Below are 12,645 nucleotides of genomic sequence, written 5' to 3' on the forward strand. Positions count from 1 at the left end.
CGGAAACTCGACATCCCTTCAACGAAAATTCGACGCACGCCCGACCATACTGGCGCCGTTCTGTCGTTCCCTCCGAGTGTTCCATGGATGTCCAACACGATCTGGATGGCTTCGGCCCGGCGCTGCCCGGCGTGGTCCTGCCTCTGCCCGAGGCAGCCGCGCCCAGGGATTCCGCCTTCCACGATGCCCATGTCAGCTGCGTCCTGCCCTGCCTGAACGAAGCCCGCAACCTGCGCGAACTGCTTCCCCTCTTGCGAGCCCGCCTCGACACGCTGTGCCGAAGCTGGGAGATCATTGTGGTGGACGACGGCAGCACCGACGAGACCCCTGAACTCATGGCCCGCTGGAGCCAGGTCCCCGGCTTCCGCTACCTGCAGCTGTCGCGCAACTTCGGCAAGGAAGCCGCGCTCAGCGCCGGGCTGGAATCGGCGGACGGCGACGTCGTCATCAGCATGGACGCCGACCTGCAGCACTCGCCCGACCTGATCGACAGGATGCTGGTCAAGTGGGCCGCCGGCGCGGACATGGTCTACGCGGTGCGCAGCCATCGCGACGACGAGCCGGCGCTCAAGCGCCTGGGCTCGCGGCTGTTCTACCGGCTGCTCAGCTCGCACGGCCGCGTCAACGTCCCGGCGCATGCCGGCGACTTCCGGCTGATGGACCGCCGCGTCGTCGACGCCCTGATCGCCCTGCCCGAACGCACCCGCTTCATGAAGGGCCTGTACGCCTGGGTCGGGTTCAAGGCCGAGCCGCTGCCCTACGTTCCCGCCGACCGTGCCCACGGCAGCAGCCACTTCCGGCCGCTGCAGCTCGGGCGCCTGGCCCTGGACGGGCTGACCGCCTTCACCACCTGGCCGCTGCGCATGGCGAGCCTCGTGGGTGGGCTCTTCGCGGCGCTGTCCATCGCCTATGGCTGCTACGTGGTGGGTGAATACCTGGTCAAGGGCAACATCGTCGCCGGCTGGACCACCATCGTCGCCGCCCTGCTGTTCTTCGCCGGACTGAACCTGATCTCGCTGGGCATCGTGGGCGAGTACGTCGCCCGCATCTTCGACGAGGTCAAGGGCCGGCCGCTGTACGTGGTCCGTTCTCGCCGCGGCACGGGGACGCGCAGCCGCCGCGCAGGCATGCGATGAAAAATGGCCCCCACGCTTGCCGCTGCGCGGCTGCGCTGCCCCCCAAGGGGGCGTTTTCATCTTGGGGCGGCCCGGCGATGAAAAAAACCAGCCTGTTCTTCGCCGCCATCGCGGCCTGGCTCGCCATGCTGTCCTGGGTGCGGCCGCTGATGCTGCCCGACGAGGGGCGCTATGCCGGCGTCGCCTGGGAAATGTTGCGCAGCCACTCCCATGCCGTGCCGCTGTTGAACGGCATGCCCTATTTCCACAAGCCGCCGCTGTTCTACTGGCTGGCCGAGGCCTCGTTCTCGGTGTTCGGACTGAACGAGTTCGCGGCGCGCCTGCCCTCGGTCCTGGCGGCCTGGCTGGCGGCGGCGGGCCTGTACCTGTTCGTGCGCCGGCGGCGCGACGCCGGCACCGCCGCGGTCGCCACGCTGATCCTGGTCACCCTGCCCTTCTTCTACGGCGCCGCGCAGTTCGCCAACCTGGACATGCTGGTGGCCAGCCTGATCTCGCTGTGCATCCTGGCCGGCGCCGAAGCGCTGCTGCGCGCCCGCGAAGGTGCCTCGCCCCGCGGCATGATGCTGGCCTGCGCGGTGCTGGCCGGCCTGGCCGTGCTGGCCAAGGGCCTGATAGGCGTCGCGCTGCCGGCGGCCGTGCTGGTGCTATGGGTGGCGTCGGCGCGCCGCTGGAAAGACCTGCTCGTCCTGCTGTGGCCGCCCGCCATCGGCGTCTTCCTGGCCGTGGCGGTGCCGTGGTTCTGGCTGATGCAGCTGCGCTATCCGGAGTTCTTCCACTACTTCTTCATCTACCAGCAGTTCGAGCGCTTCTCCGCCGGCGGCTTCAACAACGTACAGCCGGCCTGGTTCTACCTGCCGGTGCTTGCCGCGCTGGCGCTGCCCTGGTCGGCCTGGGCGGCCGGCCTGTTCGACAAGCGCTTCTGGAGCACGCCCGACGGCGGACTGCGACGGCTGATGCTGGTCTGGCTGGCCGTGATCCTGGCCTTCTTTTCCATCCCCAGTTCCAAGCTCATCGGCTACATCGTGCCGGCGCTGCCCGCCTTCGCCTTCCTGCTGGCCGAGGTCGTCATGTCGGTCCGGCGCAGCGGCCGCAGCCTGCGCTGGCGGCGCCTGTTCCCCTTGTCCGTCATGGGCGCCGCCACGCTGTGCGGCGCCGCCATGGCCGCAGCCGCCGCCTATTCGCACCAGGCGCCCAAGTCCCTGGCCACCGATATCGGCACGCGGCTGCGGCCCGGCGACACGCTGGTCGCGCTGCACGAGTACCCCTTCCAGCTACAGCTCTATTCCCGCTCCCCCGCCCCCATCTGGGTCGTGGACGACTGGCTGGACCCGCAGATTCCCTTGCGCGACAACTGGCGCAAGGAACTGTACGACGCCGCGCATTTCGACCCGGTCCAGGGCCAGCAGGTGCTGCTGTCGGACCGGCTGCTGCGCGAACGCCTGTGCGCGGCGCCCGCCGGGGAACGCTACTGGATCTGGGGCGGCGCCGACGACGCCGCGCGCAAGCCATTCCTGGCGAACCGGCAGCCCGTGCTGAGCGAAGACCGCAGCCGGGTATGGCTGGTCGAGGCCGGCGACGGGCTCATGCGCCAGGCGTGCGGCGAAACGCCCATAGCCGGCTTGCAATGAAGGTACCCACGGCAATCCCCGCCAACACCGCTGCCAGCAAGACGTCATACCGCACCGAGGACACATGGAGCAGCCAGGCATAGGCCATTTCGTTGACTGCGAAGCCGCCCGCGGATACGAGAAAGAATCTCGCCGCGGCGCGCTGCCACGCATGCAGCGGATGCCGGAATGTGAACAGCAGATGGCCCGCGAACGACACGCAGAAAGCGGCCAGCCAGCCCACCACGTTGGCCCGCAGGGGCGCGAGGCCCAGCATTTCGACGCAGGCCACGGCCACGACCCAGTGGGTCGCGGCGGCCAGGCAGCCGACGGCGACGAAGCGGAGGATCTGTCCGGCAAGCAGGCGCATGAAGAGCCATCCAACGGATACGTGATGAACGGAACGCCATTATCCGGCAGGCGGATCGTCGTGTGTGCGGACGACTTCGGCATGGACGCATCGGTCGATCTGGCCATCCTGGCCCTGGCCGCGCACGGGCGCGTCAGCGCCGCCAGCTGCATGACGCTGGGCCCCAGCTTCGGCGCCCATGCCGGGCTGCTGGCCGGCTCGGACATCGAGACCGGCCTGCATGTGGACTTCACGGCCTTTCCCGACACGCCCGCCGAGCGGCTGTCCCTGTCCGCGCTGATTGCCCGCAGCTATGCGGGCCTGCTCGACGATGGCTGGATCGACGCAAGGCTTGCCCGGCAGTTCGACGCCTTCGAACGGGCCTTCGGCCGCCCGCCCGACTACGTCGACGGCCACCAGCACGTGCACCAGTTGCCCCACATCCGCACCCGACTGGTCGCGCTGCTGGCGCGGCGTTATGGCGACGCTCCGCCGTGGCTGCGCTCCACGCGCGCCGCACCCCTGCCCGGCATGCCGCGTCCGCCGCGCCTGAAGGCGCGCGTGATCGCCGCGCTGGGCGCCGCCGGGCTGGCCCGCCTGGCGCATGGCCATGGCATGCGGACCAACGCCCGCCTGCTGGGCGTGTACGGATTCCAGGGCGGAGAGCAGCACTATGCCGCGCTGGTGCGCAACTGGCTGCGGCACGCGGGCGACCGGGACGTGCTGATGTGCCATCCTGCCGTCGCCCCGGTGCCCGACGATCCTCCCGGCGGACAGCGCGTGGCCGAATACCGGGTGCTGGCCGGCCCGGCCTTCCTGCGCTGGCTGGACGAGGAAGGCCTGCGGGTGGGGCCGCTGGCCTGAGAGGCGCGCCGCGGCCGGCTCAGCGCCTGGCGAACGGCAGGCTGCGCGCGTTCTCGATGGTGATGCTGATGGGCGACGGGCCCCGCAGGTCCAGGCACAACGACTTGAACAACTCGATCGAGTTCATCAGCACGTTCTTCTTGTGGACGATGCCGATGTCCACCAGGATGGGCCGGCCCGCGCAGCGCAGCAGGCTCAGCCTGCGGCTGGCCACCTCGTCGGCCAGCGCGTAGACCGGCATCAGCGCAACACCGGAGCTGATGGAGACGATGCGCTTGATGAACTGGGCGTCGTTGGACTCGGTCAGGACGGACGGATAGCCGCCGTCCGGCAGGAACAGTTCGTCCGTGATGGCCCGCGTGCCGCTGCCCTGCTGGAACAGAACGAACGGAAACTCCCGCAACTGGTCCAGCGAAACGGTCCCGCGCTTGGCCAACGGATGGCCGCTGCGGACGATGAACGCGTGCTCGGTGCTGCCCAGCGCCACCCGCACCATCTGGCTGCTGCCCTCGGCCAGCGGACCGAACGCCACGTCGGCCGTCCCGACCTGCACCCGCCTGACGGCGGCCTCGGCGCTTTCGGTGGCGGTGAAGATCAGTTCTATGCCCGGGTACTTCTCGATGAAGGCCTCGCACAGGTCGCCCAGCACGTAGACGATGGACAACGTGGTGGCCGCGATGCGCAGCGTGCCCGTGACCGGCCCCGTCTTGGAGCGCTCGAAGCGTGCCTCCAGCGCCATGATCTCGGCGCGTATCTTCTGCGCCGAGGCCAGCACCGCCAGCCCCGCCGGGGAAGGATAGACCTTGGGCCGGGCCCGGATCAGCAAGGTTTCGTCGAGCTCGGCCTCGAGGTGGCGCACCTGGTGGCTGAGCGCCGACTGGGTCAAGCCTAGCTGGGCCGCCGCCTCGCCGAAACTGCCAGTGTCGGCGATGGCCTGCAGCGCTCTGAGTTGCTTCAATTCCATGGCGGTATCGCGTAAGTCGTCCGGGAAAGCGCATGAAGCGCACCGGCATTTTGGCATCGATCGCCCCCGCGGGCGCACCACCGCCGTGCATGAAAAGAATTCATCGCATGCCGCAGGAAATCGCGTTGACGGGCCTCTCGGCCCGCCTCTAACCTCGATCCGCCTCGCCATCCCATCCACCCTTATCGCCGCCTTCGCGGGCTCGCGTCCCGCGAACGAAGCACGGCAATGGAGTCAACATGCTCAGGACCCTCGTCAACGCCGGTTCCCGCTCCCTGCAAAGAAAGCGCCGCGCCGTCCTCGCGGCCGCCGCGCTCGCCTGTCTGGCCGCGCCGGCCGTGGGACAGGCCCAGCAGGTCACGCTGCGCGCCGTCAGTTCCTTTGACGAGAAGACCTTTTTCTCCCGCCACTTCGAGCGCTTCGTGGAGAAGGTCAACCGGGAAGGCAAGGGCCTGGTGCAGATCAACTATATCGGCGGCCCCAAGGCCATCCCGCCGTTCGAGGTGGGCAACGCCGTGCGCAACAAGGTGGTCGACCTCGCCAACGTGACCGGCGTGTTCTACACCAACATCGTGCCCGAGGCCATCGCCATGTCCTACACCGACCTGACGACCCGGGAACTGCGCGAGAACGGCGCCATCGACTACATGAACACGCTGCTGGCGCCCAAGGGCCTGACCTACCTTGCCCGGCTCAGCGACGGCGTGCCTTATCACATCTATACCAACAAGGGCTTCACCGGCGACCTCAAGGGCCAGAAGATGCGCATCACGCCGGTCTACCGGGACCTCTTCCTGAGCCTGGGCAGCACGGTGGTGCAGACCGCGCCGGGCGAGCTCTACACCGCGCTCGAGCGCGGCGTGGTGGACGGCTACGGCTGGCCCATCGCCGGCATCTTCGACCTGGGCTGGCAGGAAAAGACCAGGTATCGCGTGGATCCCGGCTTCTATGGCTCGGAGAACGGCATCCTGATGAACCTGTCGTCCTGGAAGAACCTCACCCAGGCCCAGCGCGATTTCCTGCAGAAGCAATTCGCATGGGCCGAGGAACAGAACGCCACCTACAAGGACGAGGTCGCCGCCGAGACCAGGCGCCAGGCCGAGGCGGGCGTCAAGACCATCGCCCTGTCGCCGGAAGACAGCCGCAAGCTGCTGGATGCCGCCCACGACGCCGCCTGGAAGCGGATGGCCGAGGTCAGCCCCGCGCACGCGGCCAAGCTGAAGTCGCTGTTCTCGCGCCCCTGATCCGCCATGCAGACGATTTCCCGCGCCTACGGGCATCTGCTTTATCTCTGTTTCTCCCTGGCCTGCCTGATCCTGCTGGCGATGACCGTCATGATCTGCGCCGACGTGTTCACCCGCAACACCGGCCTGGCCGACCTGTCCTGGAGCAACGAGATATCGGAAACGATGCTCTCCGCCATGACCATGCTGGCCGCGCCCTGGCTGCTGCGCCAGGGCCAGCACATCCGGGTCGACATCCTGCTGCAGGCGCTGCCGGCGCGCGCCGGCTGGGTGTGCGAGTGGGTGGCCGACCTGCTCGGCTTCGCCTGCAGCGTCGCCCTGGCCTACTACGGCTGGCTGGTCACCCACGAAAGCTACCAGGGCGGCGGCATGATCACCAAGACGCTCGTGACGCCGGAATGGTGGGGTACCGCGCCCTGGGTGCTGAGCTTTTCCCTGCTGTCGATCGAGTTCCTGTTCCGCATGGACCGGTTGCGCAGGTCCGAACACCGGCCCCGGCATGATGCCGTGTCGGCCAGCTAGGAGGCGCCCATGACCTGGCAACAAGCCTCGCTGCTGCTGTTCGGCGGTTCCACAGCCCTGCTGTTCCTCGGCCTGCCGGTGGCTTTCTCCTTCCTGGTCATCAACCTGGCCGGGGCACTGCTGTTCCTGGGCGGCGAGCCCGGCCTGGGCCAGCTGGTGCGCAACGGCTCGGCCTCCATCACCAGCTTCTCGCTCACGCCCATCCCCCTGTTCGTCCTGATGGGCGAGATCCTGTTCCACACCGGCGTCGCGCTCAAGGTGATCGACGGCATCGAGCGCCTGATCCGCCGCATGCCCGCGCGGCTGGCGGTGGTCGCGGTCGTGGCCGGCACGATCTTCTCGGCCATCTCGGGCTCCACCATCGCGACCACGGCCATGCTGGGCAGCCTGATGCTGCCGCTCATGCTCCAGCGCGGCTACCACCCGACCATGGCCTGCGGTCCCATCATGGCCATCGGCGCGGTCGACATGCTGATCCCGCCCTCGGCCATCACCGTGCTGCTGGGTTCGCTGTCCGGCATCTCGATCTCCAAGCTGCTGGTGGGAGGCGTCACTCCCGGCTTCATCCTGAGCCTGTCGTTCATCGCCTACATCGTGGTCCGCGCCAGCCTGCGGCCCGCCATCGCGCCCAACGGCCCGCTGGACGAACACCGGGGCTGGGAGCGCGTGCGGCCCTTCCTGGTGTACGTGCTGCCGCTGGCGACGATCTTCGGCGTGGTGGTCGGCTCGATGATCGCCGGCTGGGCCACGCCCACGGAATCGGCCGCCCTGGGGTCGATGGCGACCATCCTCGTCACGGCCTGCTACCGGGCGCTGACGCCGGCCCGGCTGTTCGCCGCGCTCAAGGGCACGCTGGTGATATCGGCCATGATCCTGTTCATCATCCTGGGCGCCACCACCTTCTCGCAGATACTGAGCTTCTCGGGCGCGACCAGCGGCCTGGTGCAGACCGTGACCGGCACGGGGCTCTCCCCCATGGCCATCGTCGCGGGCATGCTGGCGCTGCTGATCTTCCTGGGCCTGTTCGTCGAGCAGATCTCCATGATGATGATCACGCTGCCGGTGTTCATGCCCATCGTCAATCAGCTGGGCATCGATACGGTCTGGTTCGGCATCATGTACCTGATCTGCATGCAGCTTGGCCTCCTGCTGCCTCCGCACGGCATGCTGCTGATGACCATGCGCGGCGTGGCCCCGGCCGAGGTCGGCATGACCGACATATTCAAGGCGGTCACTCCCTATGTGGCCATGACCGTGCTGTTGCTGGCGGCGATCTTCCTCTGGCCGTCGATAGCCACCTGGCTGCCGTCGAGGTTCTAGGGAAAGACCCGCTTCCGCGCGCCCGCCGCGCCCCGATCCCTCTTGTTCCGCGGCGGCTGTCCACCGACAGCCGCCAGGGACCCCTTTCATCTTTTTTCCGGAACGCTTATGGCAGAGCGATCATTCAAGCAGGAAGTCACGAAGCTGCGCCTGGGCGCGGGGCAGGAGTTCGAAGGCGAAGGCATCCTGGCCGTGACCAAGGCCTTGCTGCAATCCGGCGTCTCGTACGTCGGCGGCTACCAGGGCTCGCCCATTTCCCATCTCATGGACGTCCTGGCCGATGCCAGCGAGATCCTGGACGAACTGGGCGTGCATTTCGAAAGCAGCGCCAGCGAGGCGACGGCGGCCGCCATGCTGGGGGCCTCGGTCCACTACCCGCTGCGCGGCGCCATTACCTTCAAGTCCACGGTCGGCACCAACGTGGCCTCGGATGCCCTGTCCAACCTCGCATCGGGCGGCGTGACCGGCGGCGCGCTCATCATCCTGGGCGAGGACTACGGCGAAGGCTCGAGCATCATCCAGGAGCGCTCCCACGCCTTCGCGATGAAGTCGCAGATGTGGCTGCTGGACCCCCGCCCCAACCTGCCTTCGCTGGTGCGCGCCGTGCAGCAGAGCTTCGACCTGTCCGAGGCCAGCAACACGCCGGTCATGCTGACGCTGCGCATCCGCGCCTGCCATGCGCACGGCCGCTTCGACGCCGCCGACAACAGGCGTCCCGCGTTCACGCTGAAGGACGCCATCGAGCAGCCCCGGCGCGACGTGGAGCGCATGGCCCTGGCGCCCGCCACCTTCGTGCACGAGCACGAGAAAATCGCGCAGCGCTGGAAGGCCGCCGAGGACTTCGTGCGCGAGCAAGGCCTGAACGAACGCTTCGACGGCGAGGCCCGCCATGTCGGCATCATCGTCCAGGGCGGCCTGTACAACACCCTGATGCGGGTGCTGGAGCTGATGGGGCTGGCCAACATCTATGGCGACACCGACATCCCCATCTACGTCATGAACGTGGTCTATCCCGTGGTGGAAAGCGAGGTGCTGGATTTCTGCCGGGACAAGGACGCGGTGCTGATGCTGGAGGAGGGCCAGCCCGAGTTCATCGAACAGGCGCTGCACACCATCCTGCGCCGCGCCGGCGCCGGAACCGTCCTGCACGGCAAGGACCTCCTGCCGCGCGCCGGGGAATACACGCCCCGGGTCGTGATGAAGGGGCTGCGCCGCTTCCTCGACCGCCACGCGCCCGAGCTGGCCGGGCGGCGGCCCTTGCCCGAGGGCGTGGCCCGGATGCTCGAACCCAGGATTCCGCCCATCGTGCCGTCCATGCCCGGCGTCGCGCTGGAGAAAGTGGACGAGGTCCTGCCGCGCCCCCCCTCCTTCTGCACGGGCTGCCCCGAACGCCCCATCTTCACCGCGATGAAAATGGTGGAGAACCGCATCGGCAAACACTACGTGAGCGCAGACATCGGCTGCCACCAGTTCGCCGCGCTGGCCCCGTTCAACATCGGCGCGACCTCGATGGGCTACGGCCTGGGCGCGGCCGGCGCGGCGGCGCTCAACACCGGCGAAACCGACCGGCGCACCATCAGCATCATGGGCGACGGCGGTTTCTGGCACAACGGGCTGACCTCGGGTATCGGCAACGCGGTCTTCAACCGCAGCAACAACGTCACGGTCATCGTCGACAACGGCTATTCGGCGGCAACGGGGGGCCAGGACATCCTGTCGTCCGCGGCCGACACCCCCACCCGTTCGACCCGCCACGGCATCGAGGCCGCGGTGCGGGGCGTCGGGGTCGAATGGGTCCGCACCGTCACCCATACCTACGACCTCCAGCAGATGCAGTCGGTCCTGAACGAAGCGCTCACCACCGACGAACCCGGCCCCAAGGTCGTCATCGCCCAGTCCGAGTGCATGCTGAACAAGCAGCGGCGGATCAAGCCGCGACAGCGCCAGATGGCCAAGGAAGGCCGGCGGGTGGTCAAGGAACAATTCGGCGTCGACCACGACACCTGTACCGGCGACCACTCCTGCATACGCCTGTCCGGCTGCCCCTCGCTGTCGATCAAGGACAACCCCGACCCGCTGCGCCGCGATCCGGTCGCCACCGTGCTGCCCAACTGCGTGGGCTGCGGCCTGTGCGGCGAGGTCTCGCACGCGGCCGTGCTGTGCCCGTCGTTCTACCGGGCCGACGTGGTGACCAACCCCACCCGCCTCGAAACCCTGGGCGCGCGCCTGGCCGGAACGATCATCCGATTCCTGCAGCGCCGCCTTGCCAAGCAGGAGTACCGCCATGCCGCTTGAGGCAACCCCGCGCCCGATCAAGATCGCCATCCTCGCCATGGGCGGGGAAGGCGGCGGGGTGCTGGCCGACTGGATCGTGGCCACGGCCGAACACGCGGGCTTCCATGCCCAGTCCACGTCCGTACCCGGCGTCGCGCAGCGCACCGGCGCCACGATCTACTACGTGGAGGTCCTGCCCGGACCCCGCCACCGGACGCGTGCGCCCGTGCTCGGCCTGATGCCCGTTCCCGGCGACGTGGACGTGGTGATCGCCTCCGAGCTGATGGAGGCGGCCCGGGCGGTACAGCGTGGACTCGTGACGCCCGACAGGACCGTGCTGATCGCCTCGTCCAACCGTGTCTACGCCCTGCCCGAGAAGATGGCCATGGGCGACGGACGCAAGGACTATGCCTCGCTGTACGAGGCGGGCCGCGCGGCGGCCCGCGAATTCATCTGCCGCGACTATTCGGCCCTGGCCGAACGCAGCGGCAGTGTCATCAGCGCGACCCTGTTCGGCGCGCTGGCCGCCACCCGGGCGCTGCCCTGGGACCGGCAGGCCTTCGAAGCCGCCATCGAACGCGGCGGGATAGGCGTGGCCGCCAGCCTCCGGGCCTTCGACGCAGGCTTTCGCGCCCATGCCGACGGCCCCACGCCATCGCCCGGCGCCGCCTCGCCCGCGACCGACGCGGCCGTCGATCCCCGGCTCGCCACGCTGGACGCCCGCATCGGCCGGGAGTTTCCCGCCCCGCTCGGGGACATCCTGCGGGCAGGCATCGTGCGCGCCGCCGACTACCAGGATCCAGCCTATGCCGCCCTGTACCTGGACCGGCTGCGGCCCCTGCTGGATATCATCGGGGGCTCCGACCCGTCCTGCCGGCTGCTGCGCGAGACGGCGCGCCATCTCGCCTTGTGGATGACCTACGAGGACACCGTGCGCGTCGCCGAACTGAAGATCCGCGCCACCCGCTTCGACCGCGTCCGGCAGCAGCACGGGGCCAGCGCCGGCCAGGCACTCCACATCAACGAGTTCTTCCACCCCCGCCCGGAGGAAATCGCCGACATGCTGCCGGCCGGCCTTGGCCGTTGGCTGCTGGCCTCGCGCTGGGCCGGGCCGCTGCTGGCGCGCGCCACCCGCAAGGGCCGCGTCGTGCGCACGTCCAGCCTGCGCGGCTTCCTGCTGCTGTACGGCATCGCATCCTTCAAGCGGCTGCGGCCACGCTCGCTGCGGCAGGAACGCGAAACCGCCGGCATGCAGGACTGGCTGGACCTCGTCGTGCTGCTCGCCGCCGAGGACTACGACCTGGCTTGCGAGATCGCCGAATGCCCGCGCCTGATCAAGGGCTACGGCGACACCCACGCGCGCGGCCTGGGCAGCTACCGCAAGATCATGGCCGTACTGCCCGCCCTGCGTGGCCGCGGCGATGCCGCGCGTACCGTGGCCGGCCTGCGCGAGGCCGCGCTGGCCGACGACAGCGGCGAGCGGCTCGCCCGGCAGCTCTCGGGCATCGCGCACCAGGTGTGAGCATGAGGTCTAATTGAAAGCCGCGGCCATTCCCGCGCCCGCCCGCTCCATCCATCGAGGAAACCGCATGGGAACCATCCATGTCATGCCGGTCGAGATCGGCTTCAAGCACTGCGATCCCGCCGGCATCGTGTTCTATCCGCGCTACGTCGAGATCCTGAACGACACCGTCGAACACTGGCTCCGGCACGGCCTGGGGACCGGCTTCGCCGCCCTGCATGGCGAGCGGCACATCGCCATTCCCATCGTCAACCTGCAGGTCGATTTCCTGGCCCCGAGCCGGCTGGGAGAGGACATCGTCTCGGCACTGCGGATCGACGGCGTGGGGCGTACCTCGCTGAAGATCGCCATCGAACTGAGCCCCGCCGGCGACGACCAGCCGGTGCGCCTGCGCGCGGCGCTGGTCCTGGTGTTCATCGACATGCACACCACGCGGCCCATCGAGGTGCCCGAAGACGTGCGCCGCGCGATCGAGGCTGGCGGCTACTGGCAGGCCTGAGCGGACCCGGCGCCTAGCGCCTTGGTCCACGGTTACCGATTCCAGAGGCCGCGCTCCGGAAAATGTAACTCGGCCATCATGGCCGGCCGCCTTCCAGCCATGTGTATCCGTTCGCTAGCGGACGGACTGCCTTTCCCCGGCCCCGCCGCCTTCGCCCCGGGACTCGCAGGAGGCGTACCCCCTCATTCAGCCACTGTTCAGGCGCCTTTGTTGCGCCTGGAGCGGTTTCCCCCGCCCGCGCGGCGCGCTTTTCGCAGAAAAAACGGCGTGGGCTCTTTCTAACAATTGAGACATCCTGCAAACTTCCGATAACACACGCCCCCTATACTCGTTCGCGCAATTAC

At 68.6% G+C, this 12,645-nt stretch carries 11 protein-coding genes; 9 read left to right on the forward strand and 2 right to left on the reverse strand.

The features are described 5' to 3' along the window. Positions 1 to 83 precede the first annotated feature (83 nt). Positions 84 to 1,136 carry a glycosyltransferase family 2 protein gene (locus tag ABD104_RS21010; RefSeq protein WP_087837134.1) on the forward strand — a complete coding sequence of 351 codons (1,053 nt, stop codon included), beginning with the start codon at positions 84 to 86 and terminating at the stop codon, positions 1,134 to 1,136. Between the two features lie 77 nt (positions 1,137 to 1,213). Then, complete coding sequence (locus tag ABD104_RS21015) at positions 1,214 to 2,764, forward strand: ArnT family glycosyltransferase (RefSeq protein ID WP_087837135.1); 1,551 nt, start codon at positions 1,214 to 1,216, stop codon at positions 2,762 to 2,764. On the opposite strand, the gene ABD104_RS21020 is transcribed toward ABD104_RS21015, so the two are convergent. Further along, the gene (locus ABD104_RS21020; RefSeq protein WP_087837136.1) at positions 2,718 to 3,113 is read right to left on the reverse strand and encodes a GtrA family protein; all 396 of its coding nucleotides are present in this window, start codon (positions 3,111 to 3,113) and stop codon (positions 2,718 to 2,720) included. The genes ABD104_RS21015 and ABD104_RS21020 overlap by 47 nt on opposite strands. A 24-nt stretch (positions 3,114 to 3,137) precedes the next feature. On the opposite strand from ABD104_RS21020, the gene ABD104_RS21025 reads away from it, so the two are divergent. Further along, complete coding sequence (locus ABD104_RS21025; RefSeq protein ID WP_343928145.1) at positions 3,138 to 3,956, forward strand: ChbG/HpnK family deacetylase; 819 nt, start codon at positions 3,138 to 3,140, stop codon at positions 3,954 to 3,956. Between the two features lie 19 nt (positions 3,957 to 3,975). Here ABD104_RS21025 and ABD104_RS21030 read toward each other — a convergent pair whose 3' ends face one another. Continuing rightward, entirely contained in the window at positions 3,976 to 4,920 is a 945-nt protein-coding gene (locus tag ABD104_RS21030; RefSeq protein ID WP_343928146.1) for a LysR family transcriptional regulator, read from the reverse strand. Between the two features lie 239 nt (positions 4,921 to 5,159). Between ABD104_RS21030 and dctP the strand changes: the two genes are divergently transcribed. The 6 genes from dctP to ABD104_RS21060 all read left to right on the forward strand — a co-directional run bounded on the left by dctP (position 5,160) and on the right by ABD104_RS21060 (position 12,301). Further along, on the forward strand, positions 5,160 to 6,164 hold the full coding sequence (dctP, locus tag ABD104_RS21035; RefSeq protein WP_343928147.1) for a TRAP transporter substrate-binding protein DctP: 1,005 nt from the start codon (positions 5,160 to 5,162) through the stop codon (positions 6,162 to 6,164). A gap of 6 nt (positions 6,165 to 6,170) precedes the next feature. Beyond that, positions 6,171 to 6,686 carry a TRAP transporter small permease gene (locus ABD104_RS21040; protein ID WP_343928148.1) on the forward strand — a complete coding sequence of 172 codons (516 nt, stop codon included), beginning with the start codon at positions 6,171 to 6,173 and terminating at the stop codon, positions 6,684 to 6,686. A 9-nt stretch (positions 6,687 to 6,695) separates the two neighbouring features. Then, positions 6,696 to 8,006, forward strand: coding sequence for a TRAP transporter large permease (locus ABD104_RS21045; RefSeq protein ID WP_343928149.1), 1,311 nt, complete (start codon positions 6,696 to 6,698; stop codon positions 8,004 to 8,006). A 108-nt stretch (positions 8,007 to 8,114) separates the two neighbouring features. After that, positions 8,115 to 10,301, forward strand: coding sequence for a thiamine pyrophosphate-dependent enzyme (locus ABD104_RS21050; RefSeq protein WP_343928150.1), 2,187 nt, complete (start codon positions 8,115 to 8,117; stop codon positions 10,299 to 10,301). Continuing rightward, positions 10,291 to 11,802 (forward strand): indolepyruvate oxidoreductase subunit beta family protein, encoded by a 1,512-nt coding sequence (locus ABD104_RS21055; RefSeq protein WP_338617869.1) that lies wholly within the window; start codon positions 10,291 to 10,293, stop codon positions 11,800 to 11,802. Before ABD104_RS21050 ends, ABD104_RS21055 begins: the two co-directional genes overlap by 11 nt. Positions 11,803 to 11,869: 67 nt before the next feature. After that, positions 11,870 to 12,301 (forward strand): acyl-CoA thioesterase, encoded by a 432-nt coding sequence (locus ABD104_RS21060; RefSeq protein WP_338617867.1) that lies wholly within the window; start codon positions 11,870 to 11,872, stop codon positions 12,299 to 12,301. The last annotated feature ends 344 nt before the right edge of the window (positions 12,302 to 12,645 follow it).

The sequence above is a fragment of the Pigmentiphaga daeguensis genome, from assembly GCF_039523035.1.
In the GTDB taxonomy this organism is placed as follows: Bacteria; Pseudomonadota; Gammaproteobacteria; order Burkholderiales; family Burkholderiaceae_B; genus Pigmentiphaga; species Pigmentiphaga daeguensis.

Bases quoted from the DNA above. Each gene is read 5' to 3' on its own strand.
- ABD104_RS21010 (WP_087837134.1), top strand. From the start codon at position 84: ATGGATGTCCAACACGATCTGGATGGCTTCGGCCCGGCGCTGCCCGGC.
- ABD104_RS21015 (WP_087837135.1), top strand. From the start codon at position 1,214: ATGAAAAAAACCAGCCTGTTCTTCGCCGCCATCGCGGCCTGGCTCGCC.
- ABD104_RS21020 (WP_087837136.1), bottom strand. From the start codon at position 3,113: ATGCGCCTGCTTGCCGGACAGATCCTCCGCTTCGTCGCCGTCGGCTGC.
- ABD104_RS21025 (WP_343928145.1), top strand. From the start codon at position 3,138: ATGAACGGAACGCCATTATCCGGCAGGCGGATCGTCGTGTGTGCGGAC.
- ABD104_RS21030 (WP_343928146.1), bottom strand. From the start codon at position 4,920: ATGGAATTGAAGCAACTCAGAGCGCTGCAGGCCATCGCCGACACTGGC.
- dctP (WP_343928147.1), top strand. From the start codon at position 5,160: ATGCTCAGGACCCTCGTCAACGCCGGTTCCCGCTCCCTGCAAAGAAAG.
- ABD104_RS21040 (WP_343928148.1), top strand. From the start codon at position 6,171: ATGCAGACGATTTCCCGCGCCTACGGGCATCTGCTTTATCTCTGTTTC.
- ABD104_RS21045 (WP_343928149.1), top strand. From the start codon at position 6,696: ATGACCTGGCAACAAGCCTCGCTGCTGCTGTTCGGCGGTTCCACAGCC.
- ABD104_RS21050 (WP_343928150.1), top strand. From the start codon at position 8,115: ATGGCAGAGCGATCATTCAAGCAGGAAGTCACGAAGCTGCGCCTGGGC.
- ABD104_RS21055 (WP_338617869.1), top strand. From the start codon at position 10,291: ATGCCGCTTGAGGCAACCCCGCGCCCGATCAAGATCGCCATCCTCGCC.
- ABD104_RS21060 (WP_338617867.1), top strand. From the start codon at position 11,870: ATGGGAACCATCCATGTCATGCCGGTCGAGATCGGCTTCAAGCACTGC.